Annotated in this window: 21 protein-coding genes, 1 tRNA gene and 1 other RNA gene; 12 read left to right on the forward strand and 11 right to left on the reverse strand. The window is 60.7% G+C overall.

What is annotated here, in order from left to right; all coding sequences use genetic code 11:
• Window positions 1–3: 3 nt before the first annotated feature.
• The 5 genes from F3J08_RS05390 to rnpB all read right to left on the reverse strand — a co-directional run bounded on the left by F3J08_RS05390 (window position 4) and on the right by rnpB (window position 5,451).
• Complete coding sequence (locus tag F3J08_RS05390; RefSeq protein WP_166928740.1) at window positions 4–2,142, reverse strand: penicillin-binding protein 2; 2,139 nt, start codon at window positions 2,140–2,142, stop codon at window positions 4–6.
• A gap of 22 nt (window positions 2,143–2,164) precedes the next feature.
• Window positions 2,165–3,169 (reverse strand): hypothetical protein, encoded by a 1,005-nt coding sequence (locus tag F3J08_RS05395; RefSeq protein ID WP_166928741.1) that lies wholly within the window; start codon window positions 3,167–3,169, stop codon window positions 2,165–2,167.
• Window positions 3,166–4,167 (reverse strand): 16S rRNA (cytosine(1402)-N(4))-methyltransferase RsmH, encoded by a 1,002-nt coding sequence (gene rsmH, locus F3J08_RS05400; protein ID WP_240149157.1) that lies wholly within the window; start codon window positions 4,165–4,167, stop codon window positions 3,166–3,168. The genes F3J08_RS05395 and rsmH overlap by 4 nt, the downstream gene beginning before the upstream one ends.
• Entirely contained in the window at window positions 4,164–4,634 is a 471-nt protein-coding gene (gene mraZ, locus F3J08_RS05405) for a division/cell wall cluster transcriptional repressor MraZ (protein ID WP_122039311.1), read from the reverse strand. The genes rsmH and mraZ overlap by 4 nt, the downstream gene beginning before the upstream one ends.
• Before the next feature lie 420 nt (window positions 4,635–5,054).
• Window positions 5,055–5,451, reverse strand: an RNA gene (rnpB, locus tag F3J08_RS05410) — RNase P RNA component class A.
• A gap of 288 nt (window positions 5,452–5,739) precedes the next feature.
• On the opposite strand from rnpB, the gene F3J08_RS05415 reads away from it, so the two are divergent.
• The gene (locus F3J08_RS05415) at window positions 5,740–6,720 is read left to right on the forward strand and encodes an alpha/beta hydrolase (protein ID WP_166928742.1); all 981 of its coding nucleotides are present in this window, start codon (window positions 5,740–5,742) and stop codon (window positions 6,718–6,720) included.
• Window positions 6,721–6,745: 25 nt separating this feature from the next.
• Here the strand turns inward: F3J08_RS05415 and F3J08_RS05420 are convergent, their stop codons facing one another.
• The gene (locus F3J08_RS05420; protein WP_062164307.1) at window positions 6,746–7,219 is read right to left on the reverse strand and encodes a hypothetical protein; all 474 of its coding nucleotides are present in this window, start codon (window positions 7,217–7,219) and stop codon (window positions 6,746–6,748) included.
• A gap of 9 nt (window positions 7,220–7,228) precedes the next feature.
• Entirely contained in the window at window positions 7,229–8,698 is a 1,470-nt protein-coding gene (gene zwf / locus F3J08_RS05425; protein WP_166928743.1) for a glucose-6-phosphate dehydrogenase, read from the reverse strand.
• A gap of 252 nt (window positions 8,699–8,950) precedes the next feature.
• On the opposite strand from zwf, the gene F3J08_RS05430 reads away from it, so the two are divergent.
• The 7 genes from F3J08_RS05430 (at window position 8,951) to F3J08_RS05460 (ending at window position 17,376) form a co-directional block, all read left to right on the forward strand.
• Complete coding sequence (locus F3J08_RS05430; RefSeq protein WP_051395789.1) at window positions 8,951–9,250, forward strand: DUF2312 domain-containing protein; 300 nt, start codon at window positions 8,951–8,953, stop codon at window positions 9,248–9,250.
• A gap of 266 nt (window positions 9,251–9,516) precedes the next feature.
• Window positions 9,517–10,023, forward strand: coding sequence for an RNA polymerase sigma factor (locus tag F3J08_RS05435; RefSeq protein WP_166928744.1), 507 nt, complete (start codon window positions 9,517–9,519; stop codon window positions 10,021–10,023).
• A complete protein-coding gene (locus F3J08_RS05440; protein WP_166928745.1) occupies window positions 10,020–10,907 on the forward strand; it encodes a DUF4880 domain-containing protein in 888 nt (295 codons plus the stop codon). Before F3J08_RS05435 ends, F3J08_RS05440 begins: the two co-directional genes overlap by 4 nt.
• A gap of 108 nt (window positions 10,908–11,015) precedes the next feature.
• On the forward strand, window positions 11,016–13,610 hold the full coding sequence (locus F3J08_RS05445; RefSeq protein ID WP_240149158.1) for a TonB-dependent receptor: 2,595 nt from the start codon (window positions 11,016–11,018) through the stop codon (window positions 13,608–13,610).
• A complete protein-coding gene (locus F3J08_RS05450; RefSeq protein ID WP_166928746.1) occupies window positions 13,607–14,836 on the forward strand; it encodes a histidine-type phosphatase in 1,230 nt (409 codons plus the stop codon). Before F3J08_RS05445 ends, F3J08_RS05450 begins: the two co-directional genes overlap by 4 nt.
• 163 nt (window positions 14,837–14,999) lie before the next feature.
• Entirely contained in the window at window positions 15,000–15,998 is a 999-nt protein-coding gene (locus tag F3J08_RS05455; protein ID WP_166928747.1) for a hypothetical protein, read from the forward strand.
• A gap of 307 nt (window positions 15,999–16,305) precedes the next feature.
• Window positions 16,306–17,376, forward strand: a complete 1,071-nt coding sequence (locus F3J08_RS05460) for an SDR family NAD(P)-dependent oxidoreductase (protein WP_166928748.1) — start codon at window positions 16,306–16,308, stop codon at window positions 17,374–17,376.
• A gap of 204 nt (window positions 17,377–17,580) precedes the next feature.
• Here F3J08_RS05460 and proB read toward each other — a convergent pair whose 3' ends face one another.
• The 4 genes from proB to rplU all read right to left on the reverse strand — a co-directional run bounded on the left by proB (window position 17,581) and on the right by rplU (window position 20,438).
• The gene (gene proB, locus F3J08_RS05465) at window positions 17,581–18,717 is read right to left on the reverse strand and encodes a glutamate 5-kinase (RefSeq protein ID WP_166928749.1); all 1,137 of its coding nucleotides are present in this window, start codon (window positions 18,715–18,717) and stop codon (window positions 17,581–17,583) included.
• A complete protein-coding gene (gene obgE, locus F3J08_RS05470; RefSeq protein WP_023977547.1) occupies window positions 18,714–19,733 on the reverse strand; it encodes a GTPase ObgE in 1,020 nt (339 codons plus the stop codon). The genes proB and obgE overlap by 4 nt, the downstream gene beginning before the upstream one ends.
• Window positions 19,734–19,828: 95 nt before the next feature.
• Window positions 19,829–20,095 carry a 50S ribosomal protein L27 gene (rpmA, locus tag F3J08_RS05475; RefSeq protein WP_023977546.1) on the reverse strand — a complete coding sequence of 89 codons (267 nt, stop codon included), beginning with the start codon at window positions 20,093–20,095 and terminating at the stop codon, window positions 19,829–19,831.
• A gap of 28 nt (window positions 20,096–20,123) precedes the next feature.
• Complete coding sequence (rplU, locus tag F3J08_RS05480) at window positions 20,124–20,438, reverse strand: 50S ribosomal protein L21 (RefSeq protein WP_023977545.1); 315 nt, start codon at window positions 20,436–20,438, stop codon at window positions 20,124–20,126.
• A gap of 279 nt (window positions 20,439–20,717) precedes the next feature.
• On the opposite strand from rplU, the gene F3J08_RS05485 reads away from it, so the two are divergent.
• From F3J08_RS05485 to F3J08_RS16925, 4 genes are all read left to right on the forward strand, one after another.
• Window positions 20,718–20,807, forward strand: a tRNA-Ser gene (locus tag F3J08_RS05485).
• Window positions 20,808–21,016: 209 nt separating this feature from the next.
• Window positions 21,017–21,460 (forward strand): zinc ribbon domain-containing protein YjdM, encoded by a 444-nt coding sequence (locus tag F3J08_RS05490; protein ID WP_166928750.1) that lies wholly within the window; start codon window positions 21,017–21,019, stop codon window positions 21,458–21,460.
• A gap of 32 nt (window positions 21,461–21,492) precedes the next feature.
• A complete protein-coding gene (locus tag F3J08_RS05495; RefSeq protein WP_205206756.1) occupies window positions 21,493–22,344 on the forward strand; it encodes an alpha/beta hydrolase in 852 nt (283 codons plus the stop codon).
• Complete coding sequence (locus tag F3J08_RS16925) at window positions 22,322–22,540, forward strand: hypothetical protein (protein WP_205206758.1); 219 nt, start codon at window positions 22,322–22,324, stop codon at window positions 22,538–22,540. The genes F3J08_RS05495 and F3J08_RS16925 overlap by 23 nt, the downstream gene beginning before the upstream one ends.
• The last annotated feature ends 18 nt before the right edge of the window (window positions 22,541–22,558 follow it).

Below are 22,558 nucleotides of genomic sequence, written 5' to 3' on the forward strand. Positions count from 1 at the left end.
GGCTCAGCCTCGTTCGGGAGTGTGGTGCGCGGCGCGATCGGCGGCTTTGGCAGCGAGCTTCGCGGCTTTCTCGGCAGCCTTGGCAGCTTTCTTCTCGGCTTCTTCCTTCTGCGCGGCAATACGCGGGTCGCCGGGATCATTACCCGGCCCGAGAGCGCGACGCCCGGCGGGAATGCCGGGTTCAAGCGGTATGGCCATCTCGGCGTCGATACGGGCAGCGTTCTTGGTGTCCGGAAACAGGCCGAGCATCGGGCCGATACGGGCGATCAGCTTGCCGGTCGTTGGCGCCGCATTCCAGCCGGAGGTTACAAAGCCATGTGTCTTGGGCGTAGGATGCGGAGAGTCGAGCATGACATACACGGCATAACGCGGCGCATTCATCGGAAAAATGGAGGTGAAAGCCGAGATATTGACGTGCTTGAGGTAACGGCCATTGGGGCCGACCTTTTCTGCCGTGCCGGTCTTGCCGCCCACGAAGTAGCCAGGCACCTCGGCGCTGCGTGCCGTACCCTGTGTCACGTCAAGACGCAGCATCTTGCGGATAAGCTTTGAATTCTCTTCTGACACGACGCGCTCACCCTGAGGGATGGGCGGCGGTGCAGGGGCATCGCTGCTGGCGTCAGCATCCGGTTTGAATGCGGCGGGGACGACAGGCGCATGAGCGGGTTGCGTGGTGGCAGGGGCCGTGTTCAGCGCGCCATCCTGCGATCCGGCGTTGCCTGTAGGCGGAGGTGAAGCATTCCCCGGTGCCTGGTCCGTCGCGGCATTGGTGCCATCATCCTGCTCACGGGCAAGGAGGGTCGGCTTGATCAGGATGCCGCCATTCACTGTTGCCGCCGTGCCGCGCACGATCGAGAGCGGTGGCTCTGCAACGCCATGCCCGAACCCGACCGTCATGACAGTTGATATGCCCCAGTTCTTCGAGGACGGCACAATCGGACGCCCGGCCTCGGGCAGCTCGATAGGCACGCGGTTGAAGAACCCCATCGTGCGCAGCCAGTCCTGCTGCCTTTTTGCGCCCACATCGAGCGCAATATGCGCAGCCGCCGGGTTTGAGGATTTTGCCAGAACGTCGGGCAATGCCAGCCAGGGGGCGAAATGATCGGTCTTGATGTCAGAGATGGTAAACCGGCCGATATGGATGGGAATGGTCGAGAAACGGTCCCAGATATGGGCAACGCCGTATTCGATGGCCATGGCCGCTGTCTGCAGCTTGAAGGTCGAGCCGGGCTCATACATGCCTGTAACAGCGCGGTTGAAACGGGCATCGGCAGGCGCGTGGCCGAATTCATTGGCATCATAGTCAGGCAGGCTGACCATGGAGATGATCTCGCCTGTGTTTACATCCATGACAATGGCAGCCGCACCGATGGCCTGAAACTCGTCCATAGCCGCCTGGGTCACTTCACGCGCAACGGCCTGGATACGCACATCAAGCGACAGGCGCAGCGGGGTACGATCCTTGTTCAGCCGCTCGTTGAAGTAGCGTTCGACACCGGCAACGCCATGATCGTCAATGTCCACGCCACCCAGAATCTGTGCAGCGGTGCGCCCCAGCGGATAATGACGCCGCTCGCTGGCCTCGAAATAGATGCCGGGAATACCAAGATTGTTGATCGCGATTTCCTGCACCGGCGAGATGTCACGCGCGATGTAGACGAACTGCTTTTTAAGCGAGAGGCGACGTGTGGTTTCGGCTTCATCCAGCTGCGGAAGCACGCTTTTGAGCTTTTTTGCCGCATCGGCCGCGTCGATCAACTCCATGGGGTTCGCATAGACCTGCGCCACAGGCAGCGACAGGGCAAGTGTCTGACCGTTGCGGTCGACAATGCTGGCGCGGTGCACGTCGGGAAGCGAGAAATCACCGGCAACCTGACCCTTGGGGTCGCTTTTGGGGATTTCCGGAACCTGGGAGGCAATCTGGCGCTTCTCGGGCGCCATGGGCATAAACACGGTGGCAAGGCTGAGTTTGGCCGCGACAAGGCTGAAAAGCAGCATGAAGCCGAGCCCCACGCCAATCAGTCGCGTATGCATCTGGTCGAGCGAGGCCCGAACCCTCTTTGTGGTCTTTCCCTCGGCGCGAGACGATGCGCCGCTGCTATGGCCCGACCTGTTAGAGGGTGGGGGTGTCCTGCCAGCCATGCTCAGCCGCTTTCATATCCGCTCAGTTGGCGAGTGGGGTCGGGGGCGGCAAGGCATCACCATAGCCTGCCAGCGCCGATGAAGACCCGGAATCGCTTTGCACATGATGCGGCTTCGGAGACTGCATGGCAATGTCATGACTGGTGCGCGCGCTGTGAGAGGCGGCCTCGCGCGCACTGTGCCATGACGTCGCCGGGGTCGCCTGCGGGCGATTGCCACGAAAGCTCGCCAGACGCACGGCAAGGTCGGACTGGCCGCCGGACTGGGCTGCACTGTCACGCGCGCCGGCATCGCGCGGTGAGGCATGAACCACAGCGCCGTAGCGGGATTTGTGATGGCTTGTCTGCCCGAGCTCGTCAGACACGACATGGGTACGCTGGGTTTCCTGCGCGAGTTCGATGGTCGGATGCGACGAGGCATTCTGGACATGAGCGGAAGAAGGCGCAGGACGCACAGTCGCGGGCACCCGTGGTGTCACCGATGCGACCATGACGCGGGGTGCCACCACCGGGGAGGCGACAGGGGGTGTTACGAACGGCGCGTGGTGATGAGCAGGCTCGGCACTCGCTATGAGAGCCGCAGTCTCGCGTGGGGCCTGTGCCTTCGGGCTGCCGACCTTGGGTGCCGACGCTGCGGGGGCAGGGGCGGGATCGGAGACACGAGCGACAGGCATCGCCGGCGCCTGCGAGACCGCAATGCTCAGGCTCTCGCGCGGATCATGAAAGGCCGGACGTGTAGAAGGCGCAGGCAGCGTTTCGATTATGCTGGCAAGCCGCACATATTGCGTGGGTGCCATCGGATGAAGCTGTCCGAGAAAGCGCGATGACAAGGCGCTGAGGCGATCCGGCTGGTTCAGCAGGGCCCATTGCGTGCGCAGCATGGCGGTTTGCTGCCTGACACGCTCGGTCTTTTGCACGACCGAAGTGATGTTCTGGTCCAGGACCGTTGTTTCATGCTTCTTCGTGTAAAGAAACATCCCCGAACCACCAGCGAGAAGCGCGCAAAGAATCGTAAACGGCCGGATCATGAAGAAGACCCCCTAACAGAGGCTGATGGTGCGGTACGGAGAAGGCTGCGCAATTTTGCACTGCGCGAGCGGGGGTTGCGCCCGATCTCCTCGTCAGAGGCGAGAACGGGGCGGGTATGGGGCAGAACATAGTCGGGCGTGACGAAACGCTCGGCCATGGGTTCGTGGCGGGACGGGCGGCTTACCCGTCCGGCAGCCTGGGCGAAGGCGCGCTTGACGAGACGATCCTCGAGGGAGTGGAAAGTCACCACAACCAGTTTTCCGCCTTCGTCCAGAAGGGCAGGGGCTTCGTCCAGCGCACGCTGCAACTCGCCAAGCTCGTCATTGACGGCAATACGCAGCGCCTGGAAGCTGCGCGTGGCAGGATGGATGCCAGATTTATCAGGGCGTACGACGCTACGCACGATATCCGCAAGGCGGGCCGTTGTGCGGATCGGCTCTTCCTGACGTGCACGCACGATGGCCGAGGCGATACGGCGGGACATGCGGTCTTCGCCATAGTGATAAATGATATCAGCCAGCTCGGCCTCATCCGCTTCGTTGACCAGATCCGCAGCTGAGCGACCGGCACGGGACATGCGCATGTCAAGCGGACCGTCATGACGGAAAGAGAAGCCACGCTCCGCTTCGTCAAGCTGATACGACGAAACGCCAATATCGAGCACGATGCCATCGAACGGCGCATCATCCGTCAGGAGTTCAGCCATGGCGCCGAATGTGCCCTCGACAGGCACAAGTGCTCGGCCCGGCGCATGAGCGTCCAGTTCTGCGGCGAGGTCGGCGGCACGGGCAATAGCTGTCGGGTCGCGATCAATTCCCCATACGGTACAGGCCGCACGAGCGAGGACGCCGCGCGTATAACCGCCACCGCCAAATGTGCCATCGACATAACGCCCGCCATCACGTGGCGCGAGCGCATCGAGCACCTCTGGCAGCATCACGGGCACATGACCGGGGTCGTGGCGGGTCAGCATGGCGAGCGGTGCAAGGGCGTTCATGACGCCACCTCGCCCTGCGTGGCGGGGCGGCTGGTCATGCGCCGTGCGCGCGCTCGCGCCTCTTCACGGCGCCTGGCGCCAGCTTCGGGCTCCCAGATCTGGAACACGCGCCCCAGACCCATGAACGAAATCTCATCGACGAGATTGGCGTGACGCTTGAGAACGTCTGGCAGGATAATGCGCCCTTCCTTGTCGGCGTCGATCGGGTAGGCGTCCGCGTAGAGACTGGCGGCCAGATCATCATGATCGTCAGAGAAGATATCGAGCGATTCCACCGGACCTGCCAGCGTGGCGAAGGCAGCGCTGGGCCAAGCCTCGATGCAGGGGTGAAGATGGGATGGGCGGAGAATCACAAGGCTCTCATCGGGTTTGGCCTGGGCCCTGAGGGCCGCGCGAAAGGAAGCCGGAATGGACACGCGGCCCTTGGCGTCGAAGCGGTTCTGATGCGTGCCGAGAAACACACTCACGCCGTTCGATGCCTCCCCTTCGTCCTGGAGTGATTGCCGCAGATGTTTCGGACCCGACACGGGACAGGACTTTGCGCGTCATGTCGAGAAAACCGCATGGGATAATTTTGGGATATCATGGGATTTCATGGGACGTCAAACAATTCGCAACAAAAAATGGCAGAATTTCGCAGAATTTCCGCAGAATAACGGTTTATTAGTTCTTGTTTTGTTCTGAATGGAATTCCGGCCGGCTTCAGCAGCTCGCCAGTACCGAAGTTTTTGTTATGTTCTTGTGTGAAGTGTGCCGGATCTGATTGTGGCGTGAGTGAGGCGAAAGGAGAAAATAATGGGGTATTTGCGATCGATGCGTTTATTGCTTGTCGATATTTCGTCTTTACCGTGCGGCAAAGTATTCATCGCGTAATAAGCTGTCGGAAGAGTGTCAGACGGTCTGTAAGCCGGGTTCTGTCCGCTGAAAGCGGGGCGATCATTCCTCTGGGACCGGTCTTGCAACCGGCCTCACGCAACCAACCCGAATGACAAGGCGGGAGAGCCTCTGATCCCATCCCGGGGGACGGATCCGCCATTCCTATTCGGTCTTGCTCCCGATGGGGTTTGCCCTGCCTCCCGCGTTACCGAAGGAGCGGTGCGCTCTTACCGCACCGTTTCACCCTTGCCTGCAGCCCAAGGGCCGGGCAGGCGGTTTGTTTTCTGTGGCACTTTCCCTAGGGTCACCCCCGCCGGCCGTTAGCCGGCATCGTTCTCCCGTGGAGCCCGGACTTTCCTCCATCACGACGGTTCTCACCGGCGCAGCAGCGATCGCCCGACCGTCTGACGGGCGCAACCTGACCCAACAGGGCGAGTGGGTCAAGCGCAAGGCTGCGCTTTTCGATCGGTAACGGCTTCCATCATTGACCTCCGATGCCTGAAACCGAGGCAGTGTCTGGCGCGTGCGTCATCCCGTGCGAAGCGGGGGAATACAGCGTAATGGCGCTGCAAGGGGGAGTCGGCTCGTTCGCGGTTATCGATATGAACGTCTATTGCAATGGGGTGGAGCCCTTCGGGCCGGGGAAGGATGATTGGGGTCCGGTCAAGTGCGGACGTCCTGTGCTAGGGTCCGTGCATGACTGATTTTCCCGTTGCTCGTCCCGGATTGCCTTACAGGGTATTCCTCTCGTGGCTGAAGCGCTCCGCAAAAGGCCGTGATGGTCTGCCCATGCCGGACTACCTGACCCCGGAATCGCTCGCTGCCCTGCGCCGCATGACGGGCATGCCGAGTTTTCCGCAGGGTCTCTCTGCCCTGCAGATAAAGGCGTGGCGGACTCTCTATATCCCGTGCGGCGATCATGTGCGTCCGGCGAGGTTGTATCGCCCGAGGGGCGAAGTGACGGGCGTCATCCTGTTTCTGCATGGTGGCGGGTTCGTCCATTGCGATCTGGTGTCGCATCACGGCATGTGCTGCCGTCTCGCGCGCCATGCAGGCGCGATGGTGTTGTCGCTGGATTACCGGCTGGCCCCGGAACATCCCTATCCGGCGGCCGTCGAGGACGGATGGGCGGCCCTGAAATGGCTCGATCAACAGGCCGGGATGCGTGATCTGCCCATCGCTGTCTGTGGCGACAGCGCGGGCGGAAATCTGGCAGCTGTGCTCGCTCGCCGTGCTGGAGTGGAGGGCATGCGGCGCGTGGTCGCCCAGCTTCTTTACTACCCTACGGTCTCGGGCCTCTGGTCACCCTCAAGCCGCGCTGTCTACGCGGAAGGGTTTATGCTCACGGCGCGTCTGCTCGACTGGTATGGTCGACAGTATATCCGGCGCGACCGAGACATGCTCGACCCGGATTTTGCGCCAGTTTTCGCAGATGATCTGTCAGCGGCGCCCCCCACCATGATCGTGACGGCCGGGTTCGATCCGCTGAGAGGTGAGGGCGAGTTGTATGCCACGCTGTTGCGTGAAGCAGGGGTACGGGTGCGTCTTGTCTGCTGTGCAAAAGTCATTCATGGCTTTCTCAATTTCTATGCTGTCGTGGTCGAAGGGCGGCGCGCCTTACGGCTAGGGGGCGCGTATCTGCGGGCACAATTCGCGCGGTACAGAAAGGCGCAATAAAAAACCGGGCTCAGGGCCCGGTTTTTTATTGTTGCGACATGGCGTGGAACCGGCCGGGTGTACCCTGATCGGTTGCCAGCATGCGATCGGCACGGTTGACCTTGATGGTGAACAGGCGGTCAAAAGTACCCGGCTTGCCGGGGCAGCCATCATTGCTGCGCTGCATGAAATCGATGCGTGTTGCATCTGGCGGATCATTGCCATTGAGAATGGGCACGAGGCATTTGGCAGGCACGTCGGTCATACCGTTATGCGTGACCATGACGCGCAGATGCTCGACCAGCTTTGTGTTGTCGAACCAGGCCAGACGGTCGAACTGGATCTTGTCCGCCGCCTGATCCAGCCACCCCATTTTCATGACGAGAATGGCCAAAAGCGAGGCGGGCACCAGCACGATCAGGCGGCGCAGCAGATGCTGCTTGAGCGTGCGGGGCTTGCGGCGGCCCGAACCAAGTCTGGGCGCGCCGGGCTGCGAGGGTGTTTTGGGTTCAGAGGCCAAGGGGATGCCTTATTCCATGTCTTCGTGCCAGATCTGCCCGTCACGGGCGAGCATCTGACGCGCTTCTTCGGGGCCCCAGCTGCCTGCCGCATAATGCGCCATCGGCACTTCGTTCTTGGCCCAGGCATCCATAACCGGCGCGACCCACTTCCATGCGGCCTCGACCTCGTCACGACGGATGAAGAGCACAGGATAGCCACGCACGGCATCGAGCAGCAGGCGCTCATAGGCATCGGGGTAACGAACCGAGAATTCGCGCTCGAAATGCACGTCCATGTTGGTTTCCCACAGGCCGAAATCATCATCGAGCGGGTTCTTGACGTTGAACTGCCACGACACGCCTTCATCCGGCTGGATGCGGATCACCAGCACGTTCTTCTCCGGCTGGGACGGGAACAGCTTGGTGGCGGACGGCTTGAACGTCACCACGATCTCGCTGACCTTGGCCTTCAGGCGCTTGGCCGAGCGGATATAGAACGGCACGCTCTTCCAGCGCGGGCTGTCGATTTCAGCGCGCAGGGCAACATAGGTCTCGGTGTTGCTGTCATGGCCGAGCTCGTCGAGATAGCCATCGACCGTCGCGCCCTTGCTGTGACCCTTCGTATACTGGGCACGCACCGTGCTGGTGGGCAGCGTGCTGGCATCGAGCGGTACGAGCGATTTCAGGACAGCCACCTTGGCGTCACGCACGTCATCGGCCTGCAGGGAGTCCGGCTTTTCCATGGCGACCAGGCAAAGCACCTGCAGCAGATGGTTCTGCACCATGTCGCGCAGGGCGCCGGAATTGTCGTAATAGGCGGCGCGGCCTTCAACGCCAACGAGCTCACCTGCCGTGATCTGCACGGACTCGATATGCTCACCCGACCAGACCGCCTCGAAAAGCGGGTTGGCAAAGCGCAGGGCGATCACGTTCTGGACCGTTTCCTTGCCCAGATAATGATCGATGCGGAAAACATAGCTTTCCTTGAAATACTGACCAACGCCTTCATTGATCTCTTCGGCAGTCTTGAGGTCAATGCCGATCGGCTTTTCCAGCACAACGCGGCTGTCATCGGTGATCAGCCCCTCGTGGTGCAGGTTCTTCGAGATTGCGCCATAGAGGTCAGGGGCCGTGGCGTAATAGAACACGCGCACATGCTCTTCGGCCTTGTGGCTGAGCACCTCACGCAGACCTGCCCAGTTGCTGTCGGGCTTGGAGCCGTCGAGGCTGACATAATGAATCATGTCCAGGAAGCGATCGACAGTGTCTTCGTCGAAATCATCGGTCTTGACGAAGCGCTTGAGCGCATCGCGTGCACGCGTCTGATACTCGCTGCGCTTGAGCGGGGAGCGTGCCGTGCCGATGATGCGGGCCGTATCCGGCACCTGTCCCATGGTCAGACGGTAATAGAGGGCGGGCAGCAATTTGCGCATGGTCAAATCGCCGGTGGCGCCGAAAATGACATAGTCGAATGGGGCGACCTGGTGGCAGTTGGTCATCTTCCTGGCTCTCCGGTTCTGGGTGGGGCAGTGCGGTCTTATGACATGCGTGCCCGGACGGGGTAAAGGTAGCAAAGCAAAGCCGCCAGATGGCCGGTCGTTCCCTCGCAATATGCGTTGACCCGGCCTATACCGGCGCGATAAGCCGCCGTTCTTCGCAAGTGCCTGCAAAATCCTGCTGCGTGCATCTGTGGCTGTTCTGGCCCGACCGGGCCGTATGCAACCCCTGTTTTCGAGGTCACCATGTCTGACATGCCTTTTGATATTGACGAAGCCGCCGCCAGCCGTGCGCGTCAGGCTGCCGATCCTGACTCGAATGTAGGGGGCATTGCCGTTGACCGCCTGCGCAGCGTTATCGAGCGCGTCGAGCGTCTGGAAGAGGAGCGCAAGGCGCTGGCAGGCGATATCAAGGATATCTTCAGCGAAGCCAAGTCAGCCGGGTTCGATGTTGCGACTATCAAAAACATTATCAAGCTGCGCAAGAAAGAGCCCAATGAGATTGAAGAGCAGGAGACGCTGCTCGATATCTATCGTCGTGCGCTTGGAATGTAAGGCTTCTGACTAACACGAACCGGGCATGTTTTTTTGATGCCCGTTTCCGGAGCCCCCGGTTTCACGAGGCCGGTTTCGCAGGCGCGCGGCCCGGCAGGGCGTCAGCGCCCTGCTGTTGGGCCGCACTGTGATCCTGCTGAGTGCAGCAAGGGCCTGTGCCGGGTTTCATGAAGATTTAAAGACACGATCTATCTCTCCCTGACTTTGGCAACGGCCATTGATATGAAACGCCCCGTTCCGGTTGTTTCATTACGGTCAGGATGGCGATGTCAGCGGCAGAATGGTGCCTCAGACAGTCCGTTTGGACGTCTTTGCACGAGCGTATCCGGCGTCAGAACCGGCGCAACGATACAGATGATCTGCTTCAGACCGCGCTCATGCATCTGTTCGAGCGCGGTCTGGACGGCATCGAACATCCCGAAGCCTATGTCCTGCGCGCGGCACGCAATCTCGCCATCGACCGCACTCGACGCGAAGCACGGCTGCGTGTGGCATCGCTTGACGATGATACCAGCGCAGAGCCCGCCTGTGCTGCGCCGGGGCCGGAACGCATCGTTTTGGGTCGCGAGCAACTGAGGCGCGTGCGCACGGCATTCAATGCGCTCGATCCCCGCACGGCGCGTATCTTCCTGATGCATCGCCTGGATGACCTGACCTACAGCCAGATTGCCGCGGCCCTCTCGCTGAGTGTCAGCACGATCGAAAAATCCATGGCGCGAGCCCTTGCCCATCTGGCGATGGCGCTCCTGACCGATACAGCGGTGGACGCGTGACGCCCGCAGAGATCGAACAGGCGGCAAACTGGCAGGCGCGGCTTATGTCCGACCGGTGTTCCGACCTTGACCGCAGGCGTTTCGATGCGTGGCTTGACGAAAAAGAGGCGCATCATCAGGCCTATAACCTCGTCTCACAGATCTGGCAGGGCGGGCAGTTTGCGCGGTCGCGTCAGGGAAGCGTCTCCCTGCCGCTGTCACGTCGTGGCGTCGTGGCCGGTATCGTCGGGCTTGGGGCAAGTCTCGGTGTCGCGGCAAACGTGGCAGATGCGCGGACGATCTGTACGGGCCGTGGCGAGCATCGGCGCGTTATGGCTTCCGGGTTGCGTGTGGAGATGGATGCGTGCAGCTCTCTCGTTCTCGCACCGCGCACCGGTCGCATGGTTTTCGAGACAGGGCGTTATGAGGTGATGGCCGCGCCATTCGGGCAGCAGGCACAATTCGGCTGTTGCTCGTGGGCTGTGTCGGGGCGTGGTGGACGTTATGCGCTGGATGTGACGAACGCTGCCATGACGCTTGCGGTGCTGGAGGGGAGCGCAAGGCTGGAGAAACCCGGTGCGTCGCATGTTGTGCAGGCAGGGCAGGTCTTTGCATATGACAGGCGGACCGATCTGGTGACCCAGCGGCCCGGGAGGCTGGATGATCTGCTGGCATGGCGTGAGGGGCGCGCCGTGTTTCATGGCACGCCGCTCGCACAGGCTTTGAACGAGATGGCTCGCTACAGCGATCGTCCTGTCAGGCTTGTTTCGCCCTCGCTTGCTTCTCTGCGCATCAGCGGTGTCTTTCACACCCACGACCCGGCCCGTTTTTTCCGGGCGCTGGCGCATCTTCTGCCTTTGCGGGTGATTTTTGCCCCCGATCTGATCTCGATCGTGCAGCTCTGATTGTTAAGCTTTGATGAAACGACACCGAAACAGATGAGGGCCTGATCGTGCCTGTCGTCTCGCTAGGGAGAGACCAATCCGGTCGTACCCTGACGGAAACCCGCTTCAATGATTCCCGCCTTGTATGCCTCTGATCGCCCTGCCTCATGCCCTGTTCCTGCCATGCAGCCGCGCAGGAACCGCCAACGTTTGGCGATGGTGCTGCTGTCGCTTTGTGCCTGGCCAATCCCTGGTCTGGCTCAGACCTCCACTGTACGGCAGACAGAGGCAGGGGATGCGGTCTCCGGGAAGGGGCGTGTGGTCACAGGGTTCAGTCAACCCGCGGGACCACTCGAAGACTCCCTGACCGCCCTCGCAAGGCAGTCAGGGCGCGACATCCTGTTCTCGAGCGATCAGGTACGCGGCAGGCATGCTCCGGCGCTGAAGGGGCGCTTGACGCTCGACAAGGCACTGGAGCGTCTGTTGGGTGGGTCCGGGCTGAGTGCGCATATCCAGCCCGATGGGACTGTTGTGATCGCCAATGCCGCCCGTGGCAGCAATTTCGCGCATGACAAACACGACGACAAAACCGGACAGGAGCATATCACGGTCATCGGGCGGGCCGAGCGCCTTGCGCCCTCCACCGTACCTCTGACCATTACCGAACCAACCTCCGTCATCCAGAAGCGCTTCATCACCAATAATATCGTGCCTCTGGCAAGCGTGGATGACATTATCAAGTTCCAGCCGAGCATCTGGACACAGAACCCCAACGGCCCCGGCATGGGCAAGGCCGAGACCATGAGCCTGCGCGGCTTTCAGGATGGTCAGTACAACATGCTGTTCGATGGTATCCCGTTCGGAAATGCCAGCGATCTGCACCACACCACCTCGTCGCTTTTCATTTCGCATTTTCTGGGCGAGGTGCAGGTCAATCGTGGGCCGGGTACCGCCTCGACTATCGGTAATGCGACCTTTGGCGGGACGATCGGGTTTCAATCCCGCACCCCTGCACAGCATTTCGGGGTCACACCCTATGGCACCTATGGCAGCTTCAACACTCGTGCCGGGGGTGTGGAGGTCGATTCAGGCAAGACCCGTTTTGGTTCGATGGTGCTCGATCTGCAGCATGAGGAGACGGATGGATATCTGACCGGCTCGGGAGAGCGGCGCAATAACCTGCTGTTCAAGGATGTCGCGCGGCTGGGGGAAAACACGACCCTGACCTTGCTGACCACCTATAACTGGGAGAACCAGAACACCACGCAGGGGGCTACGCTGGCCCAGTACCGTAAATACGGCAAGGATTACGGTCTCTGCTTCAATCCTGCGCTGCAATGCTATGCCGGGTATCAGCCGAGCACCTATACGTCGGATTTCGATTACATCGATATCAAGAGCAAGGTGCTGCCCTGGCTGACAATCGAGAACCGTCTTTATACGAACGGTTTTGAACACGATTACACCGAGTCCACCGACGCCAGTTCGGATGACCTGGGCGCCAATGGCGTGACCTTCTATTCAACTGCGGGCAAGAAGCTGGCCACCTACAAGAATGACGTGCCCGGCAAATATGCCGACGCGAAATTCCGTGACTATGGCGACACACTGACCTTCAAGGCCCATACGTCGCAGGGTGATGTGCTGGTTGGTGCCTGGGCCGATCTGCAGGACGATCGGCGCTATACCTATGCCCTCGATCTGACAAAAGGCGGCATCATGGTGCCGGGCAAGAATGGCTCGGCCTATAGCTACGACATCTCGGATTTCAACACGACCGTTCAGCCCTATCTCGAGTTCGACTGGAAGCCGTTCCGCAACACCATCATCAAGCCGGGAATCAAATACTCATACTTCCGTCGTGATTATGATGCGGCGGTCAACAAATCGACGAAGGTGCCGCTGAACGCGACGCAGCAATTCACCTCATGGCAGCCTTCGATCTCGGCAAACCAGATCATCCTGCCGGGCTGGAGTGCCTACGCCCAGATTGCCCGTGGCTTTCTCGCGCCGCCCATGAGCGTGTTCCAGACCCAGAATGTAGGCAATGTCAGCCCTGAAACCACGCTGAACTATCAGATCGGCACAGTGGTGCAGCAGAAGCGCTGGACGGTCTCGTTCGACGCCTATTACATCAATTTCTCGAACTTCATTGCCTCGGCGCAGATCAAGGTGCCCGGCTTTGGCACGCAGAGCACATCGGTCAATAGTGGTGGTGCCATCTACAAGGGGCTGGAGGTTGAGGGGCAATATGCCATCGGTCATGGCGTGTCGCTTTATGGCAATTACAGCGTGAATGACGCGCAGTACAAGCACAGCTCGGTGCGCGTGGCGGCTACCCCCAATGTGCTTGCCTCCTTTGGTGTGCTCTATGACGACAATAAGGGCCCTTATGCCTCGCTTATCGGCAAATTCGTGGGCAATCATTATGGGCTCGACAGCACCACCGATAGCGCTGGCAATACAGTCTTTGCCAATCAGTATCGTATTGGAAGCACCACCACGGCCGATCTTGCCCTGGGGTGGCATTTCAAGAAGCTGGGCGGCTTCATGCGCGATGTGACGCCCAGCCTCAAGATATCCAACCTCTTCAATAACCGTGCCATCAGCGATTTTGCCGGTAACCAGTCTGCCGCCAGTGCGGGCTATCCCGATGGCGCACCGCTTTACTGGCGTCTGGCGGGGCGCTCTGTGTTCTTCAACCTGACGGTCACCCTGCCATGAACCGCGCGCTCATTCTTTCTCTTGCGCTGGCGCTGGGTGGCGCGGGTACAGCACGAGCTGCCTCATCTCCTGTTTTCTCTGCGGTCGAGCCTGAGGCGCCAGCGAGACTGGAGCGCGTCGTGCTGATTGCCCGTCACGGGATACGCAGCCCGACGCATGATGCCCGTAGCCTCGAGCAGGAAACCGGTGTTGTCTGGCCCACCTGGCCGGTAGCCCCCGGCGAACTGACCGATCATGGCCGCGCCACACTTGACGCCATGATGCAGGGCGTGGCTCGCTATTATGATCTCACCTGCACACAAAATGCGTCTCCCTGCCTTGGGGCGACGCCTCCTTTCATATGGGCAGATTCTGCCGATAACCGCACCCGTGAGAGCGGGCAGATCATGGCCCGTGCCCTTTCGCCGGGGCATGAAATCGCGGCTCGCTCACTTGCCGCCGGGCAGCATGATCCGGTGTTTGACGCTGTGACGGCGGAGTTCGTGAAACAGCACCATGATCAGATGGCGCAGGACGCGACGCAGCTGGCACGGAATGACAAACAAGCGCGTCCTGACAGCGTGAATGCCGGGCTGGCGGCGTTGCAGCAGCTTTTTGCACCGCAAGCGTGTGAGACGGGGCAGGGACCCTGTTTCGAAACCGGCCTCGTGGTCAGTGAGAAAAAGGGACGACCTTCGCTGAGCGGAGGAATGACGCTGGCAGCAATGCTCGCGGAAAACCTGCTGCTGATCCATGCGCAAAGCCTTGACCGGGCAGGAGATGAGTCCGCCCGTGAGGCGTGGGTGGGGGAAATCAACCCGGCTCTGCTGACAACCGTACTCCCGGTGCATGACTATCTGTCCAGGCTCGTCCGCCGTCAGGGTGTGGCTGTAGCCGCACGTAGCGCGGTCATGGCGGATATCATCGCGCACTTCATGGCGGGCGAGACGATCAGGCTGGGGGATGGTTCGATCGTCTTACCCGCAACACGGCTTCTCGCCTTCGCGGGTCATGACACGACGCTCGATGCGTTGGCGGCCCGATATGGTCTGGACTGGCATTTCAGTGATCAGCCGGACAGCACGGCCCCGGACACGACACTGGCTTTCGAGCAGTGGCGCGATGGAAAAGGACGGATCGTCTATCGTGCCCGGATATTCCATCAATCCCTGCAAGCCCTGAGGGACGGGAAAAGCGGCGCCGCTCAACCTCTTGCTGTAACTCTGACCCGGGCGGATTTGCGCTAGAAATTATGCGGCCGCAGAGGGCATCTGCTTCGCGGCTGCAGAGTGGGAATGCACCGTTAAGAGCAACGGGAGTCGGCCCAGGCGCCAATCGTGGTAAGGCAGAAGGACCAGCTGCAAAGATCGCGCTTGGCGGTGTCGGTAAAATTGGCATAGATCGCTGATTATGACGACCGCACTCCTTTCTCTTCCTCTGTGGATGCAGTTTCTTGCAGGGTTCATCCTGCTTGGGCTGGGGCTTATGTTCATCCTCATGCCGTTTTCCATCTTCGGTGTGAAACCGCGGTTGGAAGAGGTGGAGCTACAACTCAACGAGGTGCGGGCTGAACTGCGCATCATCGCCATGAGGCTGGCTCAGGGCGCTGGCGAAACTGGTCCCTCCGGTGAGCCGATCTATGCGCCGCCCCGACGCGTAACGTCGTCTGGCGGGCAGGCCGAGCCGCCCCTTCGTCCGACTGAAACCATGCGCGCCCCCGACCCCATGCCGTGGTCAGCGCAGGCCGGTCGGCAGGCAGCCCAGCGTCTCCCGGTTGAGCGTCCCTCGGTTGAGCGCCCGCCTGCCGAACGCCCTCTGGCCGAGCGTCCCCCGGTTGAGCGGACTTCGGGTGAGCGCCTTACGCCAGATCATGCCCCGGCTGAACGTATCCAGCCGGACAGGATGCAGTACGAGCGCTCAGGCCAGGATGAGGCATTGCGGCCCATGCCTGCTGCCGAGGAGGTTTCACTGCGCGAGGCCTTCCAGCCACGCCACCCGTCGACCGACGAGCGTCGTGACCGCCAGAGCCCGCCCAGTGTGCGGGATGATTACAGCTATGCAGAGTCCGGCGCGCAGGAAAATCTGGAGCGCATTCTGCGTCCTACGCATTTTGACCCACCACCACCGCGAGAGGCGCCGCGTCCGCCAGGTGCCACTTATGACACGCGAGCGTCCGCCGCTCCATACGCCGGGGCAGGAGGTACCGCCGCATCGATATCCAGCTATCAGGGCAAGGGTCAAAATGAGGCGACGAGCCGCAACGATGATGCGTGGCGCCTGAAGGCGCAGCGTCAGGAAATGGCACCGCGCGGCGCCGGGGCGGAAGCCGAGAAACTCCGTCAGGCGGAAGAGGCCGGCGCGCGCCGCGTTCGTTCCGAGCCGACCCTGCGCTGGCCGCCGCGCCCCTGATCAATGTCAAATTTGAGCGGTCCTACGCACAATTTTTGAAACGATGAAGCACAGGGTAAGTAACCTTGCCTGAAGCCAATGCAGGTATGCTGCTCCATCCTGTGTGGTAGATAGAAAATATAATTTAGTTACGATAATAGATCTAATTATATGGTTATCCGCCAAGGCTTTGTCAGTGATTCTTGCGACTGTTACTGGCAAGGCTCGCGTTCAGGGCAAATAGACACAATGATGTGTACCTATTTGTGTCTTATTGTGTCGTAGTATGTCCAGGCCGAACACGTCGGTCAGACAAGGGAATACGACCATGCCACACTCGCAGACAAGCAAGACACTCATAAGCGATGAGGCCCAATCTTCACCGGTTCATGCACGGCGAGCCTTGCTTGTGGCCGGACTGGCCGGAGGGGCAGCATTTCTCTCCTCGGCAAATGGTTCCAAGGCCGCAGCGGTCAATGACGACGGGCCTGGAACGGCGCCGAGAGCTTCTGATGCGTTCAGTGCGGGGGCGATCCGGGCGGGGAGAGGCTCGCAGTTGCAGGGACGCGTGGCTGTCGTCACGGGGGCGGCCCGGGGCATCGGTCGTGCCATTGCGGTCGAGTATGCCGCAAACGGGGCCGATGTGGTGGCGCTGGATATCGCCGGCCCGGTAAGCCGTGTGGCCGATGCGGTCCCTGCCAGCCATGAGGAACTGGATGAGACTGTGCGGCAAATCCAGTCATTCGGTCGCCGGGCAATGGCGATCAGGGCTGACATCCGTCAGATCGCACAGCTGCGAGCCGCAGCGGATGAGGTGGTCAGGGCCTTTGGTCATATCGATATTCTAGTAGCCAATGCCGCGATACAAGGCTGGAAGTCGCTGCTCGATATGGATGATGCTGACTGGGACGACCAGATTGAGAACAACCTCAATGGCACCGCCCGAACCCTGCGGGCTTTTGTACCGCACATGATCACGCGCCAGGGCGGTCGTGTGCTGATCGTCTCGTCCATGCAGGGGCGACACGGCACGAAGGGGGGCGCGAGCTATTCCGCGTCAAAATGGGGTCTGATTGGCCTGATGAAATCCGCAGCGATGGAATTCGCGCCCTATGGCATGACGGTCAATGCCATCATACCGGGGCTTGTGGGTACCGCACTCACGCTGAATCAGCAGCGCCTCGCGGCCCTTGAGCAGCAGGTGCATCACACAGTACATGGCGAGATCTCACCCGCTCAGGCATGGAAGGATCGTGCCCGAACCGAGGTTCAGCCAGTCGGATGGCTACAGCCTGAGGATATCTCGCCTATTGCCGTATTTCTGGCTTCCGACGCATCTGCCCTCACGACAGGCGCCGAATTCGAGGTCAATGGCGGTGACAGTGCTCTGATGACCTGAGCCGATAGGCACAGGAGCATCAAGGGGATTGAAGACCACTCCGGGTGCCGGTAACAGGCACCCGAACTCATCCGGCGGAGGCAGGGGCTGTATCTGACGTCTTGGCTTGCCTTAGACGGTACAGCAGCTTTGCCCGTTACGGCCTGACCGGCTGAGTGGGTTTTTCAAAGACCCGACCCGGTTACCGCGCCGGACCGCAGAGGATCAGGACGGCTCGCGGGGTTGGCGGATCAGAACCAGATCATCGCGATGAATCAGTTCGTCCCGCCCTGAATGACCGAGGCACGTGACGATATCCTCAGAGCGATGGCCGGCAATCAGGCGGGACTCCTCGGCATCATAGGCGGTCAGGCCGCGGCCGATTTCCTGTCCGGTCTCATCGCAGATAACGACGAGATCGCCCTGGCTGAAACGGCCCTCGACCTGTTTCACACCCGCAGGCAGGAGAGAACCACCATGATCGAGAGCACGTACCGCGCCCTGATCGATCATGACACGACCTCTGGTTTCGAGCGCACTGGCTAGCCAGCGCTTGCGGGCCGAGCCTGCATCTTCCGCTGCCAGAAACCAGGTGCAGCGCCCGGTATCGAGCAACTGGCTGATCGGGTGAGGGGAGAGGCCAGAGGCAATGGCCATGCGGGCACCCGCACGCGTGGCAATCTGGGCCGCCAGCAATTTGGTGTGCATACCGCCTGACGAATAACCGGGCGGGGGCGCTCCACCCATGGCCATGACCGACTCAGTCAGGGCAGCGACCTCAGGCAGATGTTCCGCCCCGGGGTCGAGGCGGGGGTCAGCGGTGTACAAGCCATCGATGTCCGAAAGCAGGATCAGCGTGTCAGCGCCGATCATCTGGGCGACACGGGCTGCCAGACGGTCATTATCGCCAAAGCGGATTTCAGTCGTGGCAATCGCGTCATTTTCATTGATGACAGGTACGCAGCCCAGGCCCAGGAGGGTACGTAACGTTGCTCTGGCGTTAAGATGACGCTCGCGGTCTTCTGTGTCACCAGGGGTCAGCAGCAACTGACCTGCCGTAAGGTCCTGAAGGCCCAGAGCGGCGCTCCAGGCCTGCGCAAGCTGGATCTGCCCGACACTGGCAGCGGCCTGTTTCTCCTCAAGGCGGAGCTTGCGCCCCACCATGCCGATGCGCACACGCGCAAGCGCGATGGCACCCGAGGAGACAACCACGACATCGGTGCCCTGACGGCGTAGCCGGGCGATATCCTCGCAGACAGTGTTCAGCCAGTGATGGCGTAGCGCGGCGTTCTTGGCATCGACCAGCAGGGCCGAACCAATCTTGATGACAACACAGCGCGCTTCAGCCAGTTGGTTGGTCACTGATGGGTCTCGCGTTCTTCCAGACGGTAATGGGTGACGCGATCCTGCACGATACGCAGCAGCTCGGCCAGCCCTTCATGGGTTGCTGCCGACAAGGTGAACACCTCGGCACCGGAAGCCTTGGCAAGGGCCTTCGTCTTGGCGGTGATCTGGGTTTTGGTCAGGGCATCGCATTTGTTCAGCACGATGATTTCCGGCTTTTCAGCAAGGGTCTCATCGTAGGCAGCGAGCTCGCCGCGGATCATGCGATAATTCTTGACCAGCTGGCTCTCTGTTCCGTCGAGCAGATGGATGAGCATGGCGCAACGCTCGACATGGCCGAGAAAACGGTCTCCAAGACCAGCGCCTTCACTGGCACCTTCGATCAGGCCCGGAATATCGGCAATAACAAACTCTTCCGTGGCCGAGAGGCGCACAACGCCAAGCTGCGGGTGGAGCGTGGTGAAAGGGTAGTCGGCAATCTTGGGCTTGGCCCTCGAGCAGACGGAGAGCAGGGTAGATTTGCCAGCATTGGGCAGGCCCACAAGACCGACATCGGCAATCAGCTTGAGGCGCAGCCAGACCCAGCGTTCCTCGCCCGGCCAGCCCTTGTCAGCACGACGCGGCGCACGATTGGTGCTCGTCTTGTAATTGGCATTGCCGAATCCGCCATCGCCGCCCTTGCAAAGCAGCACTTCCTTGCCGTCCTCATCGAGGTCGGCCAGCATGGTCTCACGATCATCGTCAAAAATCTGCGTGCCGATCGGCACATTGATGATGACCGTCTCGGCCTTGGCGCCGGTACGGTCCGAGCCCGCGCCATTGCCGCCCTTGCGAGCACGGAAATGCTGGGTGTAGCGAAAATCGATGAGGGTGTTCAGGTTCGGCACGGCGCGGAAAATGATGTCGCCACCGCGGCCACCATTGCCGCCATCAGGACCGCCGAATTCGACGTATTTTTCACGACGGAACGCGACAACACCATCCCCGCCATCGCCGGAGCGCACATAGATCTTGGCCTGGTCGAGGAATTTCATGGTCTGTCTCGTCTTCGTCCAACAATATCGTTCAAAACAAGAAAGGCCGGCCCAAGCGGACCGGCCTCTCCCGTCAACTGGTATTGGCCAGTCTTTTATTCTGCGGCTTCTGCCAGCGTCACGGAAACGTGGACGCGGCCTTCAGCGCGGCGCGTGAACTTCACGGCGCCATCGGCGAGGGCGAACAGGGTGTGGTCACGACCAACGCCAACGTTCGGGCCAGCCATCATCTTCGTGCCGCGCTGGCGGACGATGATGTTGCCTGCGAGAACGGCTTCACCGCCGAACTTCTTGACGCCGAGACGGCGGCCTGCACTGTCGCGTCCGTTACGGCTCGAACCGCCTGCCTTTTTTTGTGCCATGGAGGTCTCTCCTTCTCTCTAGCGTCAGTTACGCTGCGTTGATCGCGTCGATGCGCAGGACGGTCACGTGCTGACGATGACCATTCTTGCGGCGGCTGTTCTGCCGGCGGCGCTTCTTGAAGATGATGACCGTGTCCAGACGGTCCTGGGCGATGACGGTTGCCGTGACGGTGGCGCCAGCGACCAGCGGAGCGCCGATCTTGATGCCTGCGTCGGAACCAACGGCCAGAACGTCGGAGAAGGTGATGGTCGTGCCGGCTTCGGCTTCGAGCTTCTCAACCTTCAACGTTGCCTGCGGGGCCACGCGATACTGCTTTCCGCCGGTGCGGATGACTGCGAACATGTCTTAAACTCTCTATCAGTCCGATCTCTTGGCAATTTTGCCAGGGTTTTCCCCGGTCGGCATTGCCCAGTCGCTTTTTATTATTGGCCGAACCACGCACCACAAGACGCATGCTCCCGCGAGGGGGGCTCACTACAGGAGGCAAGCCGCGTCCGTCAATCATTATCGCGTGGGAAACAGGGTGAAATGACAGCAACATGAAAAGAATCGTATTCCCCCCTCTTGCAAGCCACCGGATCTGCCCCTTATAAGCCGCCCACGACCAGGTTATCCTGCTACGGAGAGGTGCCAGAGTGGTCGATTGGGACGGTCTCGAAAACCGTTGTGCCTTCACGGGCACCGTGGGTTCGAATCCCACCCTCTCCGCCAGACCCCATTTGAGGGTTCCCAAAAATTATCTGTCCCGGGAATAGGGCAGCCAAGGCTCCGTTCAGATTGGCGATCCGTGTTCGGGCTTAGCCAGATCTGATCATACGGAAGGCTGCGGCGTTCTGACTGTAGTGACGCTTTCGGATCGGCGGAAATGCGCCGGAGACAAGTAAACCTGCATGTAACTCTGGCAAATACTGCCGGGATCGATGTACACGCTTCCGTATCAGGTGAAACAGAAGCGACCCATCCATGCGGCGGTCGTAAGGTGCCCGAAGGAACAGGACGACAAGATCGTGAAAAGCGATATCTGCCCGCAATGTGGCTGTGAACATATCTATCAGGATGGCGGACTCTGGGTTTGCCCCGAATGCGCGCTGGAATGGAGCGTGGCGGGTGGCGCAACCGCTGGGGCGGTATCTGAATCCGATGACCTTGCGATACGTGATGCCAATGGCAATGTGCTGGCCGATGGCGATACCGTAACCATCATCAAGGATTTGAAGGTCAAGGGCTCATCGTCCGTTATCAAGGGCGGCACCAAGATCAAGGGCATCCGTCTTGTCGATGCGAGCGATGGTCACAATCTGTCTTGCAAGATCCCCGGTATCGGCGGGATGAACCTCAAATCGGAATTCGTCCGAAAGGCCTGAACGCCGTTCGCGACAAGCAGGAAGGAAGCCGCATGTCGTGTAAAGCGCCCCGAACTTTCAGACCCGCTCTCGCAATGGCGGGGCAGAACCCGGGGCATGACCCGTTCTGCGCGAACGGGCCCCCGGGCGCGAGGGGGCTCCACCGTCGCAGCTTACTGACATCCTGCCTTGCGCTTTCCGCGGCGGCTCTGGCGGGTTGCCACGGTCCTTCCCGATCGCGCTCGCCGGAGCAGATCGCGCTCTGGCCCGAGACACCACCCGGCGGTGGTGGTCCGAGCGGGCCGGAACAGGCAACGGCCAGAGGTGCTCTTTACAACATCACCGAACCGCGCCTTGAAATCTTCCGCCCGGCGAACCCCAACGGCAGCGCAGTTCTTATTGCGGCAGGGGGTGGGTATCAACGCATCGGCATGAAGCGTGAGGCCTATCCCGCCGCGCGCTGGCTCGCGGCCCGTGGCGTGACCGCTTACGTGCTGGTCTATCGTCTGCCGGGTGAAGGGTGGGCAGAGGGTCCGCTTGCTCCCTTGCAGGATGCCCGTCGTGCGCTTGCCCTTATCGGGCGTCATGCGCGTCGAGACGGTATCGACAAGGAGCGTATCAGTCTGCTTGGCTTCTCGGCTGGCGGGCATCTCATGGGAATGACAGCCTCGCAGTGGCATGGCGAGGGTCCGTTTGCGCCTCTCCTCGAGAAAATGTCTGTGCCGAAACCGGCTGGTGCTGCTCTGATCTATCCCGTGATCACACTTGAGAAGCCTTATGACCACACTGCGACCCGTCGTGATCTTGTGGGGGTAAATGCCCCCCCCCGATCTGGCGCGTCTGTGGTCAGTACAGAGTCATGTCAGGCCAGGATATCCGCCGGTGTTTCTGACACAGGCCGATAATGATCATATTGCCAACCCCTATAACGCCGCGTTGATGGCCCAGACCTGCGAGGCAATAGGAACGGCTGTCGATTATCGTCGCCTGCCCACTGGCGGGCATGGCTTCGGTATGGGCGAGCCTGATCAGGTCACCGCAAACTGGCCAGGCTGGTATGAATCCTGGCTTGCCCAGCATGGCCTGATCGACGCCAGCTAAGCCCTGCCAGTGCCTGAC

Source organism: Asaia sp. As-1742, assembly GCF_011753235.1.
Lineage (GTDB): Bacteria > Pseudomonadota > Alphaproteobacteria > Acetobacterales > Acetobacteraceae > Asaia > Asaia bogorensis_B.